Origin of the sequence: Paracoccus everestensis, from assembly GCF_021491915.1 — a bacterium.
Taxonomy (GTDB): Bacteria; Pseudomonadota; Alphaproteobacteria; order Rhodobacterales; family Rhodobacteraceae; genus Paracoccus; species Paracoccus everestensis.
Genome location: NZ_CP090836.1, coordinates 56,090 through 78,250 on the forward strand (window position 1 = coordinate 56,090; position 22,161 = coordinate 78,250).

A 22,161-nucleotide genomic window follows, 5' to 3' on the forward strand; every position below is an offset into this window, starting at 1 on the left:
GTCCTGAAACATGACGCCAGGGGCGACGGTCAGCCGTCGCCCCATCGTTTTTGCGCCAGCAAGGCGGCTTCGGTCCGGTTGCGCAGATGCAGCTTTTGCAGGATCTGGGTCATGTGGTGCTTGACGGTCCGTTCCTGCACATCCAGCAGGCGGGCGACCTCCTTGTTGGCCAGGCCCGAGGATACGAGGCGCAGGATCTCCTCCTCGCGCGCGGTCAGCGAGGCCAAGGGATCGGGTTCGCCGGGTTGCGCCCTGCCCATCCGGGTCAGCAACCGCGCGGCCAAGGCCGGGGCGACATGGCTTTCCCCCGCCATCAGCCGTTCCAGGATCGTGACCAGTTCGGCGCCGCCGATGCCCTTCAGAAGATAACCCCGCGCGCCGCCTTCCAGGGCCGCGAATACGGCGTCGCTGTCCTCGGACACGGTCAGCATCACTGCCACCGGGGCCGGGTCCATCCGCATGATCCGCTCCAATGCCCATAATCCGCCCTGCGGCATCGACAGATCCAGCAGAACCATGTCCGGGGCCAGCCGCCTCGCCTGGTCAACCGCCTCGGCGCCCGAGGCTGCCGTGCCCGCCACCTGGAAATGGCCGCTTTCCCCCAAGGTCCGTGCGACCCCTTCGCGAAACAGCGGATGGTCGTCCGCCACCAGAACGCGGTGCATGGTCATGGCGTCACCTCCATCCACAATTCGGTATGCCCGTCCTTGCGGTCAAGTCCGAACCGCCCGCCCAAGGCCTCGACCCGGTCCCGCAGGCCGCCAAGGCCAAGGCCTGGCACGCTGCCCTCTGCCAGGCCCGGGCCGTCGTCGCGCACCGTCAGCCGCAAACCCGCCGAACAGATCAGAACGACCCATTGGTTCGACCCGGCGGCATGGCGACTGGCATTGTTAAGCCCTTCCTGGACAAAGCGGAACAGGCATATTCGCAGGGCGGGCGTCAACGGCATCGGGCAATCGTCGTCGATCTTTAAGGAAACCGGCTGGCCGGACCGGGCCTGATGGGACTGGGCTGCCAGGCGGATGATCTGCTGCGCGGGAAGATCGGCGACCTCGGGCAGAACCAGCCCGCGCGAGATTGCCCGGATTTCCGTCATGGCCTGGCCCAGGGCGTCGCACAGGCTGGTCAGTTCCTCGGGCGGATGATTCATCGCCTGCCCCAGAGCATCGACGCGCAGGCTGGCATAGGCCAGATACTGCGCCGGGCCGTCATGCAGATCCGCCCCGATGCGGCGCAGCGCGCCTTCGGCGGACATGGCGGCGCGGCCCGCTGCCTGCTGGACGCGCAGGCGCAGGGCCTGGTTGCGATCGGACAGATCGCGCAGTTCGGCCAGACGGCGGTCCAGGTCGCGACGCTGCGCCTCAATGGTGCGGCTGCCCCCATAGACGATGGCATAAAGCAGCGAACCAAGCGCCAGCCCGATGCCCCCCACCGCCCCAAGCGCCATGTTGCGCGAGGCTGTCAGGTCGGCCTTCAGCTTGGGATCGGCCACGTAGACCTCGGCCACGGCGATGATCTCTCCGGTCCAGTCGGCGCGGATGGGGCTGTAGATTTCCAGCAAGGGCACGCCCAGGGCGTGTTCGGCCCTGTCTTCTTCCTCGGCCTCGTCCTCGAAGGTGGCAGCGATGCGGCCCGCCCAGGCCTGCTGCAATTCGGCCGAGGGGGGAAAGGTCCGGCCGATCAGGTCAGGGTCCGAAGCCTCGATCACGATGCCGCCGGGGCGCCAGATCTTGTAGGACAGGATGCGGTCGCCCATCGGGGTCGCAGGCAGAACCTCCTCCAGGGCGCGACGCATCGCGGGCGAGGGGGTGTCATTGCCGACATAGCTTTCGACCAGGGGATGCAGAAAGCTGTCCATGTACAGCGCGGCGGCTGTGGCGGTGTTGCGGACCACGATCTGCTGGATCCGCTGCGCCACAAGACTGCCCACCAGAAGTGCGAAGACCAACAACACCAGCCCGCCCGCCAAGCCAAAGCGGGTGGCCAGCGACGCCCTGTTCCATGACCTGCAAAGCCGTTCCAACCGTAACATGACGCATGATCCCCCCAATGCCTTCGGGTTGATACTGGACTGAAGTCCGGCCCTCACAGGCCGGGATCACCACCGGCGTTGTCCTTGCCATCCGTTCTCAATCCGGCTCCTGCTGACCCAAGCGGGAAACCTTGTCGCCCTTGGCACTGGCAGGGGGGTCTGAACGAACCCCGGGCCAGCCGCGCTTGTCATATCTGGCGGGCCTGTCGCCTCATGCCGCCTTGGCCAGGATCGAGCCCAGCGCCTCGGTCAGCCGGTCCACCTGTTCCACCGTGTTGTAATGCACCATCGAGACGCGCAAAACGCCGCCTGCGTGATCCTGGCCCAGATGCTCGACCAGGCGGCGGGAATGGAAATCGCCAAAGCGCATGGCGATGCCGTGGCCGTCCATGGCGCGGACGAGGTTGCCGGAATCCACGGAGTCGAACTTGAACGCGATGGTGGGCACGCGGGTGCTGTCGCGGTTCGTTCCCTCACCAACGATGCGGCAATCGTTGCGGCCCCCCAGCCAGGACAGCAGCCGGTCGGTCAGCAGATCCTCGTGCGCGGTGATGCGGTCATAGGCGGCGGCAACCAAGGCGCGGCGGTCGCCGGTGGCGCCATGGTGGCGCGCAAGGCCGGTCAGGTAATCCACGATCCCGTCGGTGCTATAGGCGGATTCATAGCTGGGGTTGCCCGGTTCCAGCTTTCCGGGGACTTTGTCCTTGCCATAGAAATAATGGTAAAGCCCGTCCAGGTCGGCCAGCAGGTCGTATTTGCCGTACATCAGCGCGCCATGCGGGCCGTAGGCCTTGTAAAGGCTGAAGACATAGTAATCGACATCCCAAGCCCGCACGTCGATCAGCCGGTGGGGGGCGTATGCCACCGCATCCACGCAGATCAGCGCGCCATGGTCATGCACGAAACGGGCAAAATCCGCGACGGGATGCACCTTGCCCAGGATGTTGGACACATGGGTCACGCAAACCAGGCGCGTGCGGTCGGTCATCAGGGGGGCCAGATCCGACAGCTGCAAATCCTGTGTCTGCGGGTTCAGGGGCCAGACCTTCACCGTCACGCCGAAATCGGCCAGCCGCATCCAGGGACCGATATTGCTTTCATGATCGGCCATGGTCACGATCACCTCGTCGCCGGGGCGGAACTGGCTGCGCATCGCGGTTGCCAGGTTCTGCAACAGCACCGTGGTCGAGGGACCGAAGACGATCTCCTCGGGGCGGGCGGCGTTGACCAGCGTCTGGGCCGCCCTGCGGCCCAGCATCAGCGCCTCGGCCGCAGCTTGGGACACGGCATAGCTGCCGCCGATCTGGACGTTGCGATGTGTCAGGAATTCGACCACCCGGTCCAGCGCAGGCTGGCAGATCTGCGACCCGCCCGCATTGTCGAAGAACACCCAGTCGTTCGTCAGGCCGGGAAACCGGGACTGCACATGGGCCATGTCGAGAGCTGTCATTGTCATCTGCTTTCAGTGGTTCAGTACGGCGCCCAGGAAATTCCGGGTGCGCGGGTGGGCGGGATTAGCCAGCACCTGCGCGGGCGGGCCTTGTTCGACAATCTGGCCCGCGTCCATGAAGATCACGCGGTCGGCGACCTGGGACGCGAAGCCCATCTCGTGCGTGACGACGATCATGGTCACGCCCGTGCGCGCCAGGTCGCGCATCACGTCCAGAACCTCGCCCACCATCTCGGGGTCAAGGGCACTGGTCGGTTCGTCGAACAGCATCACCTGCGGGTCCATGGCAAGGGCGCGGGCAATCGCCACGCGCTGCTGCTGCCCGCCCGACAGGTGTTCGGGATACTTATCGGCCTGGTTGGCGATGCCCACGCGTGCCAGCAGCTCGTCGGCCCGTTGCGCGGCATCGGTGCGCGACGCCCCGCGCACCTTGCGGGGGGCCAGCATGACGTTTTCGCGCACCGTCAGGTGCGGGAACAGGTTGAAGGACTGGAACACCATGCCAACCTCGGCCCGGACACGCGCCAAGGCGCGGCCGGTGGCAACGGGGATTCCGTCCACACGGATCTCGCTTTCGGGCGAAAAGCTTTCCAGCCGGTTGATGCAGCGGATCAGGGTGGACTTGCCTGACCCCGATGGGCCGATGATGCAGACCACCTCTCCCTTGGCGACATCCAGGTCGATGCCCCGCAGCGCCTCGAAGCTGCCATAGGACTTGCGAAGGTTTCGGATGCTGACAAAGCCCGTCATCTCAGCGCCTCCTGGCTGCAAAGCGGCGTTCCATCCGCGACACGGCGGCGACCAGCGGCCACAGGAAAGCCACATAGATCACGGCCGCGACGATCAAGGGCGTGGGGTTGGCGGCCAGGGCCTGCGCCTGCGTCGCCTGCTTCAGCAGGTCGGGCATCGCCACAACGGAAGCCAGCGCCGTGTCCTTGACCACGTTGATCGAATTGTTGGTCAAGGGCGGGATGACGATCTTGACCGCCTGCGGCAGGATCACCTCTTTCATCGTCTGCGGCCCGCTGAGGCCCAAGGCGGCGGACGCCTCGAACTGGCCTTTTGGGATGGCCTCGATCCCCGCGCGAAAGATCTCGGCCGTGTAGGCGCCCGATACCAGGGTCAGAGCGGTCATTGCCGACACGAAGGGCGACAAGCGCAGGCCGACGAATGGCAGGGCGTAATACACGATGATCAGCAGCACCAGCAGGGGAATGGACCGGAACACGTCGATATAGACCCGCGTCAGCAGGCGCAGGGGCGCGGCCGCGTAAAGCCGTGTCATCGCAAGGGCCAGCCCCAGGGCCAATCCCGCGACGATGCTGGCCGCGCCCAGTTGGAGCGTGATCCACAGCCCCTGCATCAGCATGGGCAGGCTGCGCCGCATGATCTCGGCGTTCAGGAAGGTGTCGAATATATCCATGGCCGTCCTTTGCCGGTGGATCGCAGAACCGGACCAGGGGCGTCCCCGGCCCGGTCCCGATCAGTTCAGCCTGGGCATCGGCAGGACGGTCACGGTCGACGATCCGGCGTCAGGCGCCACGCCGAACCATTTTTCGTGCAACTGGGCCATCACCCCCTCGGTCTTGAGGTCGTCCAGCACCGCGTTCACCTGCGTTGCCAGCTCGGCATCCTTGGCGAACATCATCGAGTATTTCTCGCCGGTCTCGATCCGCGCCACGACCTTCAGTTCCGGCTTGTCCTTGACGTAATACAGCAACGCCGGAATGTCCGAGATATAGCCGTCGATGCGTCCTGCGTTCAGGTCCAGCATGGCGGGGGCAAGGCCTTCATAGCGGCGGATTTCGGCAAAGCCATAGGCGGCCTGCTGGTCGCTGGCCCACATATCGCCGGTCGATCCGGTATCGACGCCGACCACCTTGCCCTTCAATTCCTCAAGAGAGGCGGGACCGCCTTCGGCAACCGTCAGCGACTGGTCACTGTCATAATAAGGCTGGGCGAAGCTGACCGACTTCAGCCGCTCGTCCGTGATGGTGATGGACGAGGTGGCAATGTCGATCCGCCCCGATTGCACGGCGGAAAACAGGCCGTTGAAGGGGATGTTTACCGTCTCGACCTCGGCCCCCAGACGTTCGGCGACGGCAGCGACCAAATCGATCTCGAACCCCACGAACTGACCGGTTTCGTCCTGGAACTCCCATGGCACGTTGCCGATGTTTGCCCCGACCGTCAGCTTGTCCTGCGCGGCAGCGGACCATGCCGTCCCGGCCAGCACCGCCAAGGCCAAGCCAAGGCGTCGCATTCCACTTTTTCCCATGATACATCCCCGTTGTCTTGTTTTTGGTTTGACCGGCCAAACCGGTCTGACCAGTATTGAGGCATGGGAACCTGTTCTTTGCAACATCTATGTTTGCGGAAAGCAGAGGCGGTAGTCAGGGGGTGGCACGATGAGCAGGCTGATTTGGGACAAGGGGCCGGTCGCACAAACCATCGCGCGCCGTTTGCAGGACATGATCAGGTCGGGGGAATTGCGTCCGGGCCAGAAGCTGCCGTCGCAACGCATCCTGGCGGAACAGTTGAACGTGTCCCGACCGTCGCTGCGCGAGGCCCTGCTGACGCTGGAAACCCTGGGCTTGGTCCAGACCCTGCCCGCGCGGGGCAGCTTTGTGACCGATCCTGCCTCGCGCCCCGCATCGCTGCCCTGGCGGTACGACAATGCCCATGATTTGCGCGACGTGTTCCAGACGCGTGTCCTGATCGAGGCCGAACTGTGCCGCCTGGCAGCTACCGCCATGACGCCCCCCCTGCTGGAAGGCCTGAAGAACGCCGCCCAGGCCTTCGAGGATGCCTGGCAGTCCGGCGACCTGGTGGCCCATGTCGAGGCCGATCTGGCGCTTCACCTGGGCATCGCGATGGCTTGCCCCAACCGGATGCTGACCGACCTGTATCGCACGGTTCAGCAACTGCTGACGGAAACGCAGCGCCAGCCCATTCCGAACACCGACCCGGACCGAATGCGCCAATCGATTGCCGAGCATTGGCGGATCCTTGACGCCCTGGAACGGGGCAACGGCAAGGCGGCAGGAAAAAGAATGCGCCTCCATGTGCAGAACACTGCCGGATCCGCCGGGGTAAAGCTGTGATTTTGGCGGGCGATGGGTGCCGTGTCAGTTTACCGTCCGCCCGCATGATCGCGGCCGGGCGGCATGATGATCCCAGACATGACGGGAATCATGCCTCGTGCCGACAACAAGGCGGCGCGAGGCGAGGACAGCATGGTCAATGAAGCAATATCGTCAAAAGCCGGCAGGGTGCTTCACATGGAACCCGCTGCTTCTTAGGTCATCACTCGCGTCAACGCCGTGTCGATTGCATCGGTGATCCGGTCGATGTCGTCCTTTGTGGCGATCAGCGCGGGCGACAGGCACAGCGTGTTGTTCAGGCCCGGCAAGCTGCGGTTGGTCGCGCCGATGATCACGCCCTGGCTCAGGCAATCGGCCACCACGGCCTGAACGCGGCGTTCGTCCAGCGGCTCCTTTGTGGTGCGGTCGGCGACCAGTTCGGCCCCGCAGAACAGCCCCTTGCCGCGCACGTCGCCGATCACCGGATGACGCTCTTGCAGCGCCCGCAGGTTGGCCAGCACCCGCTCTCCCATCGCCACGGTGTTTTCCAGCAGTCCCTCGTCCTCGATGATGCGCATATTTTCCAGCGCGGCCACCGGACCCGCCGTGCAGCCGCCAAAGGTCGAGATGTCGCGGAAATGGCTCATCGTGTCCTCGGGGACGTCCTTGAACATCTCGAAGACGGCTTCCGTCGTCACTGTGCAACTGATCGCCGCATAGCCCGAGGCCACCCCCTTGGCCATGGTGACGAAGTCGGGCTGGATGCCGTAATGCTGGTATCCGAACCAGGTGCCGGTGCGGCCCAGGCCGCAGACCACCTCGTCGATGTGCAGAAGGATGTCGTACTTGCGGCAGATCTCCTGGACCCGCGGCCAGTATCCCTCGGGCGGCACGATCACCCCGCCGCCCGCGGTGATCGGCTCCAGCACGATGGCGCCCACGGTGTCGGGGCCTTCGCGCAGGATCGCTTCCTCGATGGCGTCCGCCGCGCGCTGCCCATAGTTTTCCACATCCCACTGGGCACGGTATTCCAGGCAATGCGGCACGCGGACGAAGCCGTCGGGATAGGGGCCGTATTGGGCGGCCCGCTGGTCCTGGCCGCTGGTCGCCAGCGTGCCGATGGTGGTGCCGTGATAATCGCGGTCACGATACAGGATTTTCCACTTTCTGCCGCCATGCTGCCTGTGGGCGATCTGGCGGACCATCTTGTAGACCTTCTCGTTGGCCTCGGACCCGGAGTTCGAATAATAGACCCGGCTCATCCCCGGCATCTTGGCGATCAGCCGTTCTGCAAACAGCGCCGCCGGGACGTTGCCCGCCGCCCCCGCATAATAGTTCAGCTTGACCAGTTGGTCGCGCACCGCATTGGCAATGCTTTCCCGACCATAGCCCACGTTGACCGTCCACACGCCGCCAGAAACCGCGTCCAGATACTCGCGCCCGTTGGTGTCCCAAAGCCGCATCCCCTTGCCTTCCACAAAGACACGCGGGTCGGTGGTTTCATAGGGTTTGTGCTGGGACAGGTGATGCCAGACATGGGCGCGGTCGGCAGACACCACATGGGACAGGTCGTTCTGGTTCAGATCAAGAGACATGGCATTCGTTCCCAAGAAGGTTGTGTCCGGCGGATTGGAAGGGCCGACACAGGCTGGACCCCACGAAACCAAATCCCCCGCAAAAGGCAAGAGAAAGCCGCAGCCGGGAACGGACCCCGAGGCTGTGGGTTGATCCTTGCACCCTTGGAAAGGAGCAGACCATGTCAGAGAAATTCGACCCCAAGGCCGAGAACGAGAAATACGCCACCAAGCAATCCGCCCAGCAGGCCAAGATGGATCATGCGGACCTGAACCCCAAGCAGATCCACCAGTCTCATGAACCGAATGCCGGCGGCCAGAACCGAGAGGCTGGCGACCGGTCGGCCAGGCAGAACGACCGCGCCACGAATGGCGGGGAATAGGATCAGAATACCAACTGATCTTGGCCGGTGCCGGATATCATCCGGCACCGGCCATGCTGGCCCGCGATCATGCGGACGGCCCCCCTCATTCCTCGGACTGATCGTCCTTGCGCGCCTCGCGCCGTTCTGACGCCTTCAGATCGGGGCGCGGATCGAAATCAGGATCGGCATTGGTCGTATCGACCTTCTTTTCGATGATCCGCTGTTGCTGGTCATGGGTTTTCTTTCCGACCATGGCTGCCTCCTATTTGTTGGTGCGGCCGCGCTGATCGGGATCGACGCCGCCTTGAGGGGTGGTGTCGTTCAGCACGTCGCCTTCAAAAGTATTGTCGCCGTCGATTTCGGGATCGTCGGGGCCAGCACCCTTGGATCCGCCGATACCGGGATCCTCGCGCAGATCCCTGTCGGTCGGATCATCGGACTTGGGATGCTTGCCCATGGCCTAATCCTGCCCATCGCCGGTGGCATCGGACTGGCGGTTCGCAACATGGTCTTGATGCTGCTCGGTCTGGACATGACGGGAATCCAGGCCCCGCTGGTCCGAATGCCGGGACTTGTCGCGATTGGACAGAACCTCGTTTTCCGGCAGCTCGTCCATCGTATCGGGTGACATCCCGCCGCTGCCGTCGCCCTTTCCCTGGTCCTGTTGACCGGCGCCGAACTTCTTGCTGCTTGCATTTGCCATTCTCGATCCTCCTGTCTGTCTCGGTGGTGGCATTGGAGAAACCGGCGCGCGGGGCGATTTGTTCCGTTCCCGCCCGGGAACCGCCCCTTGTTCCCGCCGTTACGAAGGCATGTCACACACAACTGATCCCCCGGACCATCCCGCCCCCCAAACCGAGGGGTTGGAGCGGATGGATGTCGAGGCAGCGGCATCGGCCGCCCGGCACCGCCATCATCCCGTGGTCCAGACCCTTGGCACGGCCAGCGAACTGGCCGACCAAATCCCGTTGGCCCTGGTCTGCGGCGCGGTCATCGCGGGCGGGCTGGTCAGCGGGCGGCCCCATGTCGCGCGCACGGGAATGCGGATGATGGCGGCCCATATCCTGGCCAATGTCGTCAAGCGCCGGATCAAGAACCGTCTGCGCCGCACCCGCCCCGAAGAAATCGTCAAGGACCGCGATTATGCTTTCGAGGTGGGGGAAAGCGAGGGTGGGCATGACACATCCTTCCCGTCGGGCCATACCGCCGGGGCGGTCGCGGTGGCGGCGGTGGTGGTGCGCGACGTGCCGCCCCTGGCCCTGCCCGCAAGCATTGCCGCAGCACTGGCATCCGGCGTGCAGATCCCGCGCGCCAGACACTACCCGGTCGACGTGGCCGCCGGTGCGGCGCTTGGCCTGACCGCCGCTCGCCTGGTCGATCTGCTGCTGCCGGGCGCCCCCAATCCCCGATCACAGGAGAAACATCATGTCGGATAATGCCACAACGACCATCTCGGCCGTCTTTCAGACCCGCGAAGCCGCCGATTACGCCATCGAACATCTGGTGCAGCAGCATGGCCTGAACCGCGCCGATATCTTTGCCGAGGCGCAGGGTGACGATAACACCTCCGGCACCCGCCCATCCGGCGGGGATGCGAACAAGGGTGACGCGCCATCCGAACCGGCGCTGCAGGGGGCGGTGAAGGTATCCGCCGATGCAAGCCGGGACACCGCGGATCTGGTCCGGGCCACGTTCCAGGAAATGGGCGGCCAGGACATCACCGCGCGTTGATCGCCCCAAACCGCCTGCCGGGAAAGCGACGGACGCATGGAACGTCCGGCCCGGCTGGTGGTTGAGGCCTGCCACCAGCCAGCCCAGATGCCAGCAACCGGGGGATTCATGCAGATCACACTTCACCTCAACGGCGCCGCCCATGCCCTGGACGTGGATCCGCGCACCACGCTTTTGGACGCATTGCGCCATCACCTGGGGCTGACCGGCACCAAGAAGGGCTGCGACCATGGGCAATGCGGCGCCTGCACGGTGCTGATGGACGGGCGCCGCGTCAATTCCTGCCTGACGCTGGCCTGCATGGCGGAAGACGCGCAGATCACCACCATCGAGGGTCTGGGCAGCCCGGATCGCCTGTCGCCCTTGCAGCAGCAGTTCCTGGACCATGACGGCTTCCAGTGCGGCTATTGCACGCCGGGGCAGATCTGTTCGGCCACGGCAATGCTGGAGGAGATCGCGGCAGGCTGGCCCAGCCACGCGTCGGAAACACTGGACGGACCCTTTGACCTGTCCCATGCCGAGATCGCCGAGCGGATGAGCGGCAACCTGTGCCGCTGCGCGGCCTATTCCAACATCGTCGCCGCCATCCGGCAGGCGGCGGGCACGACCGACCGGCGCGAGGACGCGGCATGAGGGAATTCACCTTTCACCGCGCGGCGTCGGTGGCGGATCTGCCCGCCGGTGCCACGATCATCGCGGGCGGCACCAACCTGCTGGACCTGATGAAGCTTGAAGTGATGGCGCCGAACGCCATCGTGGATATCACCCGGCTGGATCTGGATCGGGTGGAATCCGGTGGGCCAGGGCTGCGCATCGGCGCCCTTGTGAAAAACAGCGACCTGGCCGCGCATCCGGCGGTGCGGCGCGATTATCCGGTCCTGTCGCGCGCCCTGCTGGCAGGAGCCAGCGGGCAGTTGCGCAACATGGCGACCACCGGCGGCAACCTGATGCAGCGCACGCGCTGTCCGTATTTCTATGACCGCCGCATGGCCTGCAACAAGCGCGACCCCGGCGCGGGCTGTTCGGCCATTGGCGGGGTGACGCGCAACCATGCAATCCTGGGGGCGTCGGAACATTGCATCGCTACATATCCCGGCGACATGGCCGTAGCCCTGCGCGCGCTTGACGCCGTTGTGGACATTGACGGCCCCGCGCCGCGCCAGGTGCCGCTGGCCGATTTCCACCTGCTGCCGGGCGACACGCCGCATATCGAAACCGTGCTGCGCCCGGGCGAGATCATCACCGGCGTTACCCTGCCCGCCCCCGTGGGCGGTCAACAGCGCTACCGCAAGGTGCGGGACCGGGCATCCTATGCCTTTGCCCTGGTGTCGGTCGCGGCGGTGATTGTCATGGACGGAAACCGCATCGGCCATGCTGCCCTGGCCTTTGGCGGGGTCGCCGCAAAGCCTTGGCGCGACCCGGATGTCGAGGCGATGCTGGTGGGCCAGGAACCCTCGGACGCGCTGTTCGCGCAGGCGGCGGACATCCTGCTGCGTCCTGCGAAAGCCTGGGGCGAAAGCCAATTCAAGATACCCTTGCTACGCCGCACCCTGATCGCCACGCTGCGCGACGCCACCGGACTGGAGGCCACGGCATGACCGCCACACGTCACCTGCGGGTCGATGGCCCGAACCATGACAACCGCCTGGACCACATGGCCCAAGGCGTACTGGGCCAGCCCCTGAACCGGCTGGAGGGGCCGTTGAAGGTGACGGGCCGTGCCGCCTATGCCGCCGAGGCCCGTCCCGAAAACATGGCTTACGGCGTGCTGGTCGGGGCAGCCATCCCGGCAGGCAAGGTGCTGGACATCGGCGATGCCCCCGGTGTCCTTGCGGTGATCCAGGACAAGCGCATGGTCCGCTATGCCGCGCAGGGCATGGACGAAAAAGGTCCGACATCAGGGCCCGAACAGGTCGAATACATGGGCCAGGCCATTGCCCTGGTCGTGGCCGAAACGTTCGAGGCTGCACGCCACGCCGCCCAGAACATCGCCATCCGCTATGCCCCCGAGACCGTTCCGGTCATCCCGGAATCGGTCACGCCGGAACTGCCGCCGAAAAAGCAGTCTGCTGCGGGCAACGTGGACAAGGCCATGCGGGAAGCGGCCCATACCCTGGACCAGATCTGGCACACGCCCTCGCAGATGTCAGCCGCCATGGAGCCCCACGCCGCCATTGCCGAATGGGACGGGAAAAGCGTCACCATTCGGGCGGGCCTGCAAATGCTGTCGTCGAACCGCAAGCAGATGGCTGATGCCCTGGGAATCCGGGAAAGTCGCGTGCGGTTGCTGGCCCCCTATGTCGGCGGCGGCTTCGGATCCAAGCTGGGCATCAATGCCGAGGCCGTGGCAGCCGCGATCGCCGCCAAGCAACTGGGCCGGCCCGTGATGGTCGCAATGACCCGCCAGCAGGTCTTTGACCTGGCCCATCGCCGGTCCGAAACGCGCCAGCGGATTCGTCTGGCCTGCAATGCCGACGGCCATCTGACCGGCATCGGCCACGACGTCCTGGTATCGACCTTGCCCAGCAGCGAGTTTACCGAACCTGTCGCCCAGGCAACGCCCTTTACCTATGAGGCGGCGCATCGCCAGGTCGTTCATGCCGTGGCCCGCATCCATCGCGGATCCGCCGGATCAGTGCGCGCGCCGGGCGAGGCAGTGGGCGTCACCGTTTTCGAATGCGCCATGGACGAACTGGCCGAAACCGTTGGCATCGATCCGGTGGACCTGCGCCTGCGCAACATCCCCGATGTCGAACCCACCACGGATCGACCCTTTTCCAGCCATAAGCTGGCCGAAGCCCTGCGCGACGGCGCCCAGCGGTTTGGTTGGTCCGCCCGCAAGCCCATGGGGCAGCGGGTGGAAGGCGAATGGTGTATCGGCATGGGCATGGCTGCGGCGGTGCGGGTGAATATGCTGGTGGAATCCCGCGCACGCGTCACCCTGATGCAGGACGGCCATGCCATTGTCGAAACCGACATGACCGATATCGGAACCGGCACCTATACGATTCTGGGCCAGCTTGCCGCCGAGATGCTGGGCCTGCCCCCCGACCGGGTCGAGGTCCGGCTGGGCGATACGGATTTTCCGCCGGCCTCGGGGTCGGGCGGATCCTTTGGCGCGGCGTCCAGCGGAAATTCGGTGTATCTTGCCTGCGAGGAGATCCGCACGAAAATTGCCAAAGCGATGCGCTGCGACGAAGGTGATCTGACCCTGCACAATGGCATGGCCCGGGCAGGGAACGTATCAAAGCCCCTATCCGACCTGATCAAGGGCCAGATCGTCGCCGAGGGTCACCTGCAGCCCGGCAAGACCGAAAAGTCCCATCGTCAGGCCACCTGGGGCAGCCACTGGGCCGAGGTCGCCGTGAACCGCTGGACCGGAGAGGTGCGGGTCCGCCGCATGATGGGCGTCTTTGCCTGCGGGCGGGTGCTGAACGAAAAGACCGCCCGGTCGCAATGCCTGGGCGGCATGACCTTCGGCATCGGCATCGCCCTGACCGAGGCCCTTGAACACGACCCCCGCGACGGCCATGCCGTAAGCCGCGACCTGGCGGAATACCACATCCCCACCCATGCGGACGTCCCTGCGCTGGAGGTGCATTTCCTGCCGGAACGCGATGCCTATGTCGGGCCGCTGCAGGCCAAGGGCTTGGGGGAACTGGGCATCTGCGGGGCGGGTGCTGCGGTGCTGAACGCCATCCGCAATGCTTGTGGCGTCCGGGTGCGCCAGCTTCCGGCAACACCGGACAAGATCATCGCGGGGCTGGAGGGATGATGCAGACCGCAGCCCTTCCGGCGGCAGATGATGCGGTCGGCGATCCGCTGGCCGCAGCACTGGGTTGCGACCATCCGGTTCTGGCGATCATCACCGCAATCACCGGACCCTCCTATCGCCCGCTGGGCGAGATAATGGCCTTTTGCGGCGACCTGCATATCGGATCGCTAAGTTCCGGCTGTATCGAGACGGACGTGGCCCGCCATGCCCGCGCGGCGCTGCGTGACGGCCCCACCCGTCTGCATTATGGCGAGGGTTCCCCCTGGTTCGACCTGCGCCTGCCCTGCGGCGGCGGGCTGGAGGTCACCTTGATCCCCCATCCCAGCCCTGCCCTGCTTGCCGATGTTGCCGCAGCGCGTGCGGCCCGGCGACATATCGCACTATGCATTACCCCGGATCTGCACCTGCAACGCTGCGACCCAGGACCGACAGGTCCGATGCCGGACGGTTTCCGCATCGCCCTGACGCCCCCGCCGCGCTTCCTGATCTTCGGCCAAGGCCCCGAGGCGTCGATCTTTGCCAATCTGGTCCGGGCGGCAGGCTATCCTCATCTGGTCCTGGCCCCTGACCGCCAAACCCTGTCGCAGGCCGAGGCTCGGGGTTCCCCCACCCGCCTGCTGCATTGGCCTGCCCTGCCCGCGGACCTGGACATCGACGACCGCAGCGCCGTCGTGCTGTTCTTCCACGATCACGACTGGGAACCACCCATCCTGGCCCGCGCGCTGAATTCCCCTGCCTTTTACATCGGCGCCCAAGGGTCGCGGCGCGCCCGCGAAACCCGCATGGACCGCTTGCGTCAGCTTGGCGTCACAAACGGCTTGGATCGCCTGCATGGTCCGATCGGCTTGATCGGCTCAGCCCGCGATCCCCGCGTGCTGGCGGTGTCTGTCTTGGCCGAGGTTCTGGGACAGGCGTCTTGACCACGGTCGTGCTGCTGGCCGCAGGGGCATCGCGCCGGTTCGGCACCGCTTGCAAATTGCAGTACCTGTACCGCGGAAAGCCTTTGGTTCGTCATGCAGCGGAAGCGATCCTTGCAACCAGTTTTCCAGCCCTGGCTGTAACCGCAGATCCGGCAGTCGAGGCTTTGTTACCGGAATTTCGGATTATCCGCAGTATCGGCCTCCAATCACACTCTTTGCAAGCAGGCTTGGCCGAGGTAAGGGATGATTGCGCCTTGGTGGTCCTGGGCGATATGCCCCATATCGATGCCGCTCTGTTGCGCTGCATTGCCGCATCGCCGGCGCCTGCTGCGGCAAGCGATGATGACCGCATTACACCGCCAGCCAGCATCCCGCGAACCTTGTTTGCCGATATCGCACGTTTGTCAGGCGACCAAGGTGCCGCATCGGTCCTACGGACCCGAAACGACCTTTGTCGCATCCCTGTCCCCACGGGAACCTTGGCGGATATAGATACCCAAGAAGATATCTTTTTATTTCAATAGTTTGCCTTGATCCTATCGACCCAGAAGCTGGCAAAGCCGGTCAAGTTCCTCAAGGTCTCGATACCCGATCGTGACGGTTCCGCCCCCATTGGATCCGTGGTCGATGGTCACGGACATTTTCAACTGGGCAGACAGATCCGCTTCCAAGGCCCGAGTATCGGCATCCTTATTGGCTTTCCTGCTCGCTTTAGCATTGGGGCTATCCGTAGTGGCCTTGCCTTGCTTTCGCACAAGATCTTCGGTTTCACGCACAGACAATGTGTTGTCGATCACCCGCCGAGCCAAGGCCAAGGGGTTATCCGCTGTAATCAAGGCGCGGGCATGACCAGCCGTTAGCTTGCCATCCTTGACGTAGTCCTGGATCTGATCAGGCAGGCTCAGCAGCCGCAGCAAATTGGCGATATGGCTGCGGCTTTTGTTCAAGGCCTCGGCCAGTTTCTCCTGCGTATGGCCGAACCGGTCCATCAACTGGCGAAAGGAGGCGGCTTCCTCGATGGCGTTCAGATCCGCACGCTGAATGTTTTCGATAATGGCGACTTCCAGAACCTCGGTGTCCGACAACTCTCGGATGATGACCGGCAGTTCGTGCAATTGCGCCATCTGCGCCGCACGCCAGCGGCGTTCACCGGCGACGATCTGAAAAAGACTGTCATCCTGGGGGTGCTTGCGCACGATCAACGGCTGCAAGACTCCTCGCTGACGCAATGAGTCCGCCAGTTCCAGCAATGCCCCATTGTCGAAGTGTCGCCGAGGCTGGTCAGGGTTCGCAGTGATCTGCTCGATAGGAACCATCGTGCGGTCCTTGACCGGCTTCGCCTCGGCCGGTCCATCCAAGTCCAGATCGGCCATCAGGGCCGACAAACCGCGGCCCAAACCACGCTTGGCAAGTTTGCTGTCGGACATCAGGCTTCCTCCTTGGCCAGTTTCAGGCGCACTGCGAATTCAGCCGCGAACTGACGATAGGCGGCGCTTCCCTTGGATGAGGGATCATACAACAACACCGGCTGCGCGAAGGAAGGCGCCTCGGACACACGCACGTTGCGCGGAATAACCGTGGTAAAAACCAGATCACCCAAGGTGGCGCGAGCATCAGCCTCGACTTGTTGCGACAGGTTGTTGCGGTAATCAGACATGGTCAACAGGACGCCATTCACGCGGAGGTTTGGATTGCCGCCTTGCCGGACGTGCTTGACCGTGGACAGCAGCTGGGAAAGACCTTCAAGAGCATAGAATTCCGCCTGCAACGGCACCAGCACGGCATCGGCGGCAACCATGGCATTGACGGTCAACAAACCCAAAGCCGGCGGGCAGTCGATCAGAACAATGCTGTCACTTGCTGCCTGATCCAACTTGCGCTTCAAAAGACGCGTACGATCCTTGACCTGCGACAAGTCCACATCGGCCGAGGACAGATCCGAGGTGGCAGGCACTATGGACAGGTTCGGGATGTCGGTGTCAATACTGCAGTCAGTCACCGAATCCGTGCCAGCCAGCAGATCATACACCGTCTTGTGTCGTTGTTCGACATTGATCCCCAAGCCAGTCGAGGCATTGCCTTGCGGATCCAAGTCGATCAGGATGGTCCGATGCCCATCCATGGCCAAGGCCGCGCCCAAATTGATGGCTGTTGTGGTCTTCCCCACCCCACCTTTCTGGTTTGCAATGGCAACGACGCTATGCGCCATGTGTGACCCCGCTTATTTCCAGTATCGCCGCACCATCCTGCGTTTGGCTCGGGTGGGCGGTATAGTCGAAGGACCAAGCCTTCATGGCTTCTTCCACCTCGGTCCGCCAATGACGGCCTTTCATTAAAAAAGCCGCTCCAGAGGGTGCAAGGTGAAGATCAAGATATGCCATAAGCTCACCAAGAGGAGCAAGAGCGCGCGCACTGACATATTCAGCATTCAGCGGAGGCACCGCGTCGATTCTTTGAGACAGTACGGTTACCTTGGTCAATTCGGTTTCACGAACAACGGCACGCAAAAACGCAGCCTTTCGTTGATCACTCTCAACCAGAATAAATTTGGTCGCTCTGTCTGCGAAGGCAATTGCTATGATCAACCCGGGCAGGCCCCCACCACTTCCCAAGTCGGCCCAAACGCCTCCTTCAGGATTTGCGAGATGTGTCAGTTGCAATGAGTCTTTGATGTGTCGAGCTTCAAGATCATTTAGAGTTGAAGGGGCTACCAAATTGATGCGAGGATTCCACCGCTGCAGCATGGATTTGTAAACTTCCAAGCGCCCGGTTGTTTCACGTGAAACAGTCATGCCTGCTTTCTGGCCGATATGCGAGTAGCTGTAAGCAGCAGGGTCAAGGCGGCGGGTGTCATGCCTTCAATTTTTGCAGCAGCAGCCAGGGTCGCAGGTCGGATTGCCATCAGCTTAGCGGTAAGTTCACCCGACAATCCAGATAATATAGAGTAATCAAAGTCGTACGGAAGGTGAACTCCTTCGTCGTTGCGGAGCAAATCCGCATCCCTCGCCTGCCTGTCTGTGTATCTATGATACAAGGCATCGTTTCTGATTTGCTGCAGGGTCTCCGGTTGAATCCGGGACAATGGCGGGAAAACCGCCATTAACTTTTCCAAAGAAATGTCAGTCTGACCCAAAAGACTGAAAACAGACCGCTGTTGTCCATCCTGGCTGACCGTGATGCCAGCTTTCGTCAATGTAGTCGGGGCAAAGGTTGCTGCCTCCATTTCTGATCTTGCTGTGTCATAGCGAGTTTGGCGCTCTTCAAAGGCAACGCGCCTTTCCTCCCCCACGCACCCCAGTTTCAGGCCCTGTCCCGTCAGCCTCTGATCAGCATTGTCTGCACGCAGCGTTAGCCTGAATTCTGCACGTGATGTAAACATCCGGTACGGCTCGGTCACGCCCTTTGATGTCAGGTCATCAATCATGACTCCAATATAGCTTTTGGTGCGGCTAAAAACTGCAAGCTCCCGGTCTTGCGCCGCATATGCAGCATTTAGCCCCGCCACCAGCCCCTGCGCAGCGGCTTCTTCATATCCGGTGGTGCCATTGATCTGCCCTGCAAGATAAAGACCAGTGACACTCTTTATGCTTAGAGTCGCCGTTAAGGCCCGTGGATCAACATAATCATATTCGACTGCGTAGCCTGGTTGCAGGATATCTGCACGTTCCAAGCCTCTTATGGAACGTACAAAATCCAATTGCACATCCGCAGGAAGCGAAGTGGAAACCCCGTTTGGATACACCGTGTCGTCATTTAGGCCTTCCGGCTCAAGGAAAATCTGATGTGAATCCTTGTCTGCGAAACGAATCACCTTGTCTTCTATTGAAGGACAGTAACGAGGGCCCGTGCCAGAGATGTGTCCACCGTACATTGCGGAACGAGACAAGTTTTTGGTAATGATGTCGTGGGTGCGCTGATTGGTATGCGTAATTCCGCAAGCAATTTGGGGCGTTGCAAGAGTCCGGCTTAGATAAGAAAAAAGTAAAGGGTCACTGTCTCCCCATTGTTTTTCAAGACTATTCCAGTCAATTGTCCGACCAGCTAAGCGTGGGGGTGTGCCAGTCTTGAGGCGGCCAAGAGGCAGGTCAAAGCGCATCAAGGATTGTGCCAGGCTGTTTGACGCCTGATCACCCCAACGTCCTGCCGGTCGGCTGACATCTCCAATGTGGATTGTTCCATTCAAGAAGGTACCCGTTGTAAGGACCACCGAATGTGCAAAGAGAACAGTGCCGTCTGCCAGTTTAATACCAGTAATTTTGTCGTCTGTCCCGACAAGCGACGCAACCTCCGAAAAAACCAATTTAAGATTTGGCTGGCGCGAGATAGTCGCAAAGGCAGCTCTACGATATAGATGACGATCCATCTGCGCACGCGGGCCCTGCACCGCGGGTCCTTTTTTTCGATTAAGAAGTCTAAACTGAATTCCCGCTTGGTCAGCCAGCCGCCCCATCAGACCGTCCAAGGCATCGACCTCCCTGACCAAATGACCCTTACCCAGGCCACCAATGGCCGGGTTGCAGGATAAAGTGCCGATGTCTTCACGGCGCATCGTAACGAGAACTGTGCTTGCGCCGACTCGTGCCGAGGCGGCCGCTGCTTCCAAGCCAGCGTGCCCTGCGCCAATAACTATCACGTCATATTGTTTCACGTGAAACACCTATTTCCCAATGCAGAAGGACGTAAAGATAACATCCAAGTAATCCTCAGCACCGATTCTGCCAAGTAAACGATCCAGTGAAACGGCAGACTGCCGGATGTTTTCCGCCAAAAGCTCGGGTGGAAGGTCATCAACGCCTGTCATTGCTGTGACTGCCTCTATCAAGGCGGTGACCTGTCGTTGATGACTAACCAGACCAGCGTTAGAAGTGCGGTCCGAAAGCGTTTCAAAGATTTTGTCAAGCAACAAGTCAAGCCCCTGACCTGTCAGAGCAGATACAGACAAACCCTTCCTAATTGAATTGAAATCAGACTTGCTGGCAACTGCCAGGTCGCCGTCTTGCCACAATATCGTATCAATTTCCCCATTGGGAGAAAGATGCACCCGCAGATCCGCCGCACTCGCTCTTTCGCGTGCGCGGACAATTCCGAGGCTTTCGACGTGATCCTGAACATCTCGAAGCCCCGCCGTATCCAACAAGGTCACTGCCAGCCCGCGCAGATCAATCCGCAGTTCAATGATATCTCGGGTCGTCCCGGCCACATCCGATACCAAAGCTACCTCTCGCCGAGCAATTCGATTGATCAGGCTGGATTTTCCGGCGTTGGGCGGACCAATGATCGCCACCTCGAAGCCATTGCGGATACGTTCTGCAGCGGAATAGCCTTGGATCTGCTCCTCCAGTTCCCGCCGAAAGGTGGCAAGCAGATCGAACACCTCGACTGGGACGTCTTCAGGAACGTCTTCATCGGCAAAATCAACGCTGCTTTCGACCAAGGCACCAGCCCGGATCAGCAAGGAACGCCATCCATCCGCCTTACGGGCCAGCTCGCCTTGGCTCATCCGAAGTGCCAGACGACGCTGCGATTCAGTTTCGGCGGCAAGAAGATCGCCCAAACCCTCGACTTCGGACAGATCCATCTTGCCATTCAGGAAGGCTCGGCGTGTGAATTCTCCGGCTTCTGCCAAGCGTAATCCCTGACTTGCAAGGACGTGACCTAAGCGTCTGACAATGACCGGTGCACCGTGCAAATGAATCTCGGCCACTTCTTCGCCGGTATAACTATGTCCCGCTTCGAACCACATCACCAGGGCGCGATCCAGAATCTCGCCCTCCTCGCAGATGTTACGCAGGTAAGAATAACGCGAGCAAGGCAAGGGTCCTGCCAGGCGTTCGGCCGCAAACTTCGCGCCATCCCCGCTGATCCGAATAATGGAAACGCCACCCCGCCCAGGCGGAGTGGCTTCGGCAAAGATCAAGTCCATGGCTGCCTCGTCAGGCGTTCATTGAATCGAAGAATTCCGCGTTGGATTTCGTCTGCTTCAGTTTCGAGATCAGGAATTCGATGGCGTCCGTCGTGCCCATCGGGTTCAGGATCCGCCTCAGCAGATAGGTTTTCTGCAAATCCTTCGAATCGACCAGCAATTCTTCCTTGCGGGTGCCAGACTTGAGGATATCCATCGCCGGGAAGACGCGCTTGTCGGCCACCTTGCGGTCAAGGACGATCTCGCTGTTACCGGTGCCCTTGAATTCCTCGAAGATCACCTCGTCCATGCGTGATCCAGTATCGATCAGCGCCGTCGCGATGATGGTCAGCGATCCGCCTTCCTCGATATTCCGCGCCGCGCCAAAGAACCGCTTGGGCCGCTGCAAGGCGTTCGCATCGACGCCCCCTGTCAGAACCTTGCCCGAACTTGGGACAACGGTATTGAACGCCCTACCAAGTCTTGTGATAGAATCAAGCAAGATAACAACATCTCGTTTATGCTCGACAAGGCGCTTGGCTTTTTCGATGACCATTTCCGATACCGCGACGTGGCGGCTGGCCGGTTCGTCAAAGGTCGAGGACACGACCTCACCCTTGACCGACCGCTGCATGTCGGTCACCTCTTCGGGACGCTCGTCGATCAGTAGCACGATCAGATAGCATTCCGGATGGTTGCGCGCGATGGAATGGGCGATGTTCTGCAACAGCACCGTCTTGCCGGTACGAGGAGGGGCCACGATCAGCGACCGCTGCCCCTTGCCGATAGGCGACACCAGGTCGATGATCCGGGCCGAGCGGTCCTTGGTCGTCGGATCCTCGATTTCCATCTTCAACCGCTCGTCGGGGTAAAGCGGCGTCAGGTTGTCGAAGGCGACCTTGTGGCGGGCCTTTTCGGGATCTTCGAAATTGATCCGCTCGACCTTGGTCAGCGCGAAATAGCGTTCGTTTTCGCCAGGCGCACGGATCACCCCCTCGACCGTGTCGCCGGTGCGCAGGGCGTGCTGGCGGATCATGTCGGGGCTGACATAGATGTCATCGGGACCGGGCAGATAGTTGGCGGCGGTGGACCGCAGGAAGCCAAAACCGTCCTGCACGACCTCCAGCACGCCGTCGCCGCCGATGTCGAACCCTTCCTCGGCGTGCTCCTTGAGGATCGAGAACATCATCTCGCCCTTGCGCATGGTCGAGGCGTTCTCGATCTCCCATTCCTCGGCCAGGGACAGGAGTTCGGCCGGGCTTTTGGCCTTGAGTTCGGACAGGTTCAGGCGTTCTTCGGACATGATGGCACCGCAATCCCGCGCAGCAT

The 22,161-nt window shown here is 62.2% G+C and carries 25 protein-coding genes; 9 read left to right on the forward strand and 16 right to left on the reverse strand.

Going from position 1 to position 22,161, the window contains the following annotated elements:
- Window positions 1-29: 29 nt before the first annotated feature.
- The 6 genes from LZ585_RS00295 to LZ585_RS00320 form a co-directional block, all read right to left on the reverse strand.
- Entirely contained in the window at window positions 30-671 is a 642-nt protein-coding gene (locus LZ585_RS00295) for a response regulator (protein WP_234854389.1), read from the reverse strand.
- Window positions 668-2,032, reverse strand: coding sequence for a sensor histidine kinase (locus tag LZ585_RS00300; protein ID WP_234854390.1), 1,365 nt, complete (start codon window positions 2,030-2,032; stop codon window positions 668-670). Before LZ585_RS00300 ends, LZ585_RS00295 begins: the two co-directional genes overlap by 4 nt.
- Window positions 2,033-2,243: 211 nt before the next feature.
- Entirely contained in the window at window positions 2,244-3,488 is a 1,245-nt protein-coding gene (locus LZ585_RS00305; protein ID WP_234854392.1) for a cysteine desulfurase-like protein, read from the reverse strand.
- Between the two features lie 6 nt (window positions 3,489-3,494).
- Window positions 3,495-4,232 (reverse strand): amino acid ABC transporter ATP-binding protein, encoded by a 738-nt coding sequence (locus LZ585_RS00310; RefSeq protein WP_234854393.1) that lies wholly within the window; start codon window positions 4,230-4,232, stop codon window positions 3,495-3,497.
- A 1-nt stretch (window position 4,233) separates the two neighbouring features.
- On the reverse strand, window positions 4,234-4,905 hold the full coding sequence (locus tag LZ585_RS00315; protein ID WP_234854394.1) for an amino acid ABC transporter permease: 672 nt from the start codon (window positions 4,903-4,905) through the stop codon (window positions 4,234-4,236).
- A gap of 60 nt (window positions 4,906-4,965) precedes the next feature.
- Window positions 4,966-5,745: a basic amino acid ABC transporter substrate-binding protein gene (locus LZ585_RS00320; RefSeq protein WP_234854396.1), complete on the reverse strand. Its 780-nt coding sequence runs from the start codon at window positions 5,743-5,745 to the stop codon at window positions 4,966-4,968.
- Between the two features lie 145 nt (window positions 5,746-5,890).
- Here LZ585_RS00320 and LZ585_RS00325 point away from each other — a divergent pair, with 145 nt between their 5' ends.
- Complete coding sequence (locus LZ585_RS00325; protein WP_234854397.1) at window positions 5,891-6,586, forward strand: FadR/GntR family transcriptional regulator; 696 nt, start codon at window positions 5,891-5,893, stop codon at window positions 6,584-6,586.
- Between the two features lie 194 nt (window positions 6,587-6,780).
- On the opposite strand, the gene tpa is transcribed toward LZ585_RS00325, so the two are convergent.
- Window positions 6,781-8,160, reverse strand: coding sequence for a hypotaurine--pyruvate aminotransferase Tpa (gene tpa / locus LZ585_RS00330; protein ID WP_234854399.1), 1,380 nt, complete (start codon window positions 8,158-8,160; stop codon window positions 6,781-6,783).
- A 161-nt stretch (window positions 8,161-8,321) separates the two neighbouring features.
- Here tpa and LZ585_RS00335 point away from each other — a divergent pair, with 161 nt between their 5' ends.
- Window positions 8,322-8,522, forward strand: coding sequence for a hypothetical protein (locus LZ585_RS00335; RefSeq protein ID WP_234854401.1), 201 nt, complete (start codon window positions 8,322-8,324; stop codon window positions 8,520-8,522).
- 85 nt (window positions 8,523-8,607) lie between these two features.
- Here the strand turns inward: LZ585_RS00335 and LZ585_RS00340 are convergent, their stop codons facing one another.
- From LZ585_RS00340 to LZ585_RS00350, 3 genes are read right to left on the reverse strand one after another with little or no spacing between them, the layout of a single operon-like run.
- Window positions 8,608-8,757 carry a hypothetical protein gene (locus LZ585_RS00340; protein ID WP_234854402.1) on the reverse strand — a complete coding sequence of 50 codons (150 nt, stop codon included), beginning with the start codon at window positions 8,755-8,757 and terminating at the stop codon, window positions 8,608-8,610.
- A 9-nt stretch (window positions 8,758-8,766) separates the two neighbouring features.
- Window positions 8,767-8,961: a hypothetical protein gene (locus tag LZ585_RS00345; protein ID WP_234854404.1), complete on the reverse strand. Its 195-nt coding sequence runs from the start codon at window positions 8,959-8,961 to the stop codon at window positions 8,767-8,769.
- 3 nt (window positions 8,962-8,964) lie between these two features.
- Window positions 8,965-9,207, reverse strand: a complete 243-nt coding sequence (locus LZ585_RS00350; protein WP_234854405.1) for a hypothetical protein — start codon at window positions 9,205-9,207, stop codon at window positions 8,965-8,967.
- Between the two features lie 109 nt (window positions 9,208-9,316).
- Here LZ585_RS00350 and LZ585_RS00355 point away from each other — a divergent pair, with 109 nt between their 5' ends.
- The 7 genes from LZ585_RS00355 to LZ585_RS00385 all read left to right on the forward strand — a co-directional run bounded on the left by LZ585_RS00355 (window position 9,317) and on the right by LZ585_RS00385 (window position 15,454).
- Window positions 9,317-9,940, forward strand: a complete 624-nt coding sequence (locus LZ585_RS00355) for a phosphatase PAP2 family protein (protein WP_234854406.1) — start codon at window positions 9,317-9,319, stop codon at window positions 9,938-9,940.
- Window positions 9,930-10,235 carry a hypothetical protein gene (locus LZ585_RS00360; protein ID WP_234854408.1) on the forward strand — a complete coding sequence of 102 codons (306 nt, stop codon included), beginning with the start codon at window positions 9,930-9,932 and terminating at the stop codon, window positions 10,233-10,235. Before LZ585_RS00355 ends, LZ585_RS00360 begins: the two co-directional genes overlap by 11 nt.
- A 108-nt stretch (window positions 10,236-10,343) precedes the next feature.
- Window positions 10,344-10,868, forward strand: coding sequence for a 2Fe-2S iron-sulfur cluster-binding protein (locus LZ585_RS00365; RefSeq protein ID WP_234854409.1), 525 nt, complete (start codon window positions 10,344-10,346; stop codon window positions 10,866-10,868).
- A complete protein-coding gene (locus tag LZ585_RS00370; RefSeq protein ID WP_234854410.1) occupies window positions 10,865-11,833 on the forward strand; it encodes an FAD binding domain-containing protein in 969 nt (322 codons plus the stop codon). Before LZ585_RS00365 ends, LZ585_RS00370 begins: the two co-directional genes overlap by 4 nt.
- Window positions 11,830-14,010: a xanthine dehydrogenase family protein molybdopterin-binding subunit gene (locus LZ585_RS00375; protein WP_234854412.1), complete on the forward strand. Its 2,181-nt coding sequence runs from the start codon at window positions 11,830-11,832 to the stop codon at window positions 14,008-14,010. Before LZ585_RS00370 ends, LZ585_RS00375 begins: the two co-directional genes overlap by 4 nt.
- Complete coding sequence (locus LZ585_RS00380; RefSeq protein WP_234854414.1) at window positions 14,007-14,930, forward strand: XdhC family protein; 924 nt, start codon at window positions 14,007-14,009, stop codon at window positions 14,928-14,930. Before LZ585_RS00375 ends, LZ585_RS00380 begins: the two co-directional genes overlap by 4 nt.
- Window positions 14,927-15,454: a nucleotidyltransferase family protein gene (locus LZ585_RS00385; RefSeq protein ID WP_234854415.1), complete on the forward strand. Its 528-nt coding sequence runs from the start codon at window positions 14,927-14,929 to the stop codon at window positions 15,452-15,454. Before LZ585_RS00380 ends, LZ585_RS00385 begins: the two co-directional genes overlap by 4 nt.
- Before the next feature lie 12 nt (window positions 15,455-15,466).
- On the opposite strand, the gene LZ585_RS00390 is transcribed toward LZ585_RS00385, so the two are convergent.
- The 6 genes from LZ585_RS00390 to rho are packed head-to-tail and all read right to left on the reverse strand — an operon-like array spanning window position 15,467 to window position 22,135.
- Window positions 15,467-16,357 carry a ParB/RepB/Spo0J family partition protein gene (locus LZ585_RS00390; RefSeq protein WP_234854416.1) on the reverse strand — a complete coding sequence of 297 codons (891 nt, stop codon included), beginning with the start codon at window positions 16,355-16,357 and terminating at the stop codon, window positions 15,467-15,469.
- Complete coding sequence (locus LZ585_RS00395; protein WP_234854418.1) at window positions 16,357-17,139, reverse strand: ParA family protein; 783 nt, start codon at window positions 17,137-17,139, stop codon at window positions 16,357-16,359. Before LZ585_RS00395 ends, LZ585_RS00390 begins: the two co-directional genes overlap by 1 nt.
- Window positions 17,129-17,722, reverse strand: coding sequence for a 16S rRNA (guanine(527)-N(7))-methyltransferase RsmG (rsmG, locus tag LZ585_RS00400; RefSeq protein ID WP_234854420.1), 594 nt, complete (start codon window positions 17,720-17,722; stop codon window positions 17,129-17,131). Before rsmG ends, LZ585_RS00395 begins: the two co-directional genes overlap by 11 nt.
- On the reverse strand, window positions 17,719-19,578 hold the full coding sequence (gene mnmG / locus LZ585_RS00405) for a tRNA uridine-5-carboxymethylaminomethyl(34) synthesis enzyme MnmG (protein WP_234854422.1): 1,860 nt from the start codon (window positions 19,576-19,578) through the stop codon (window positions 17,719-17,721). The genes rsmG and mnmG overlap by 4 nt, the downstream gene beginning before the upstream one ends.
- A gap of 9 nt (window positions 19,579-19,587) precedes the next feature.
- Window positions 19,588-20,853 (reverse strand): tRNA uridine-5-carboxymethylaminomethyl(34) synthesis GTPase MnmE, encoded by a 1,266-nt coding sequence (gene mnmE, locus LZ585_RS00410; RefSeq protein WP_234854423.1) that lies wholly within the window; start codon window positions 20,851-20,853, stop codon window positions 19,588-19,590.
- A gap of 10 nt (window positions 20,854-20,863) precedes the next feature.
- Complete coding sequence (gene rho, locus LZ585_RS00415) at window positions 20,864-22,135, reverse strand: transcription termination factor Rho (RefSeq protein WP_234854424.1); 1,272 nt, start codon at window positions 22,133-22,135, stop codon at window positions 20,864-20,866.
- Between the last annotated feature and the right edge of the window lie 26 nt (window positions 22,136-22,161).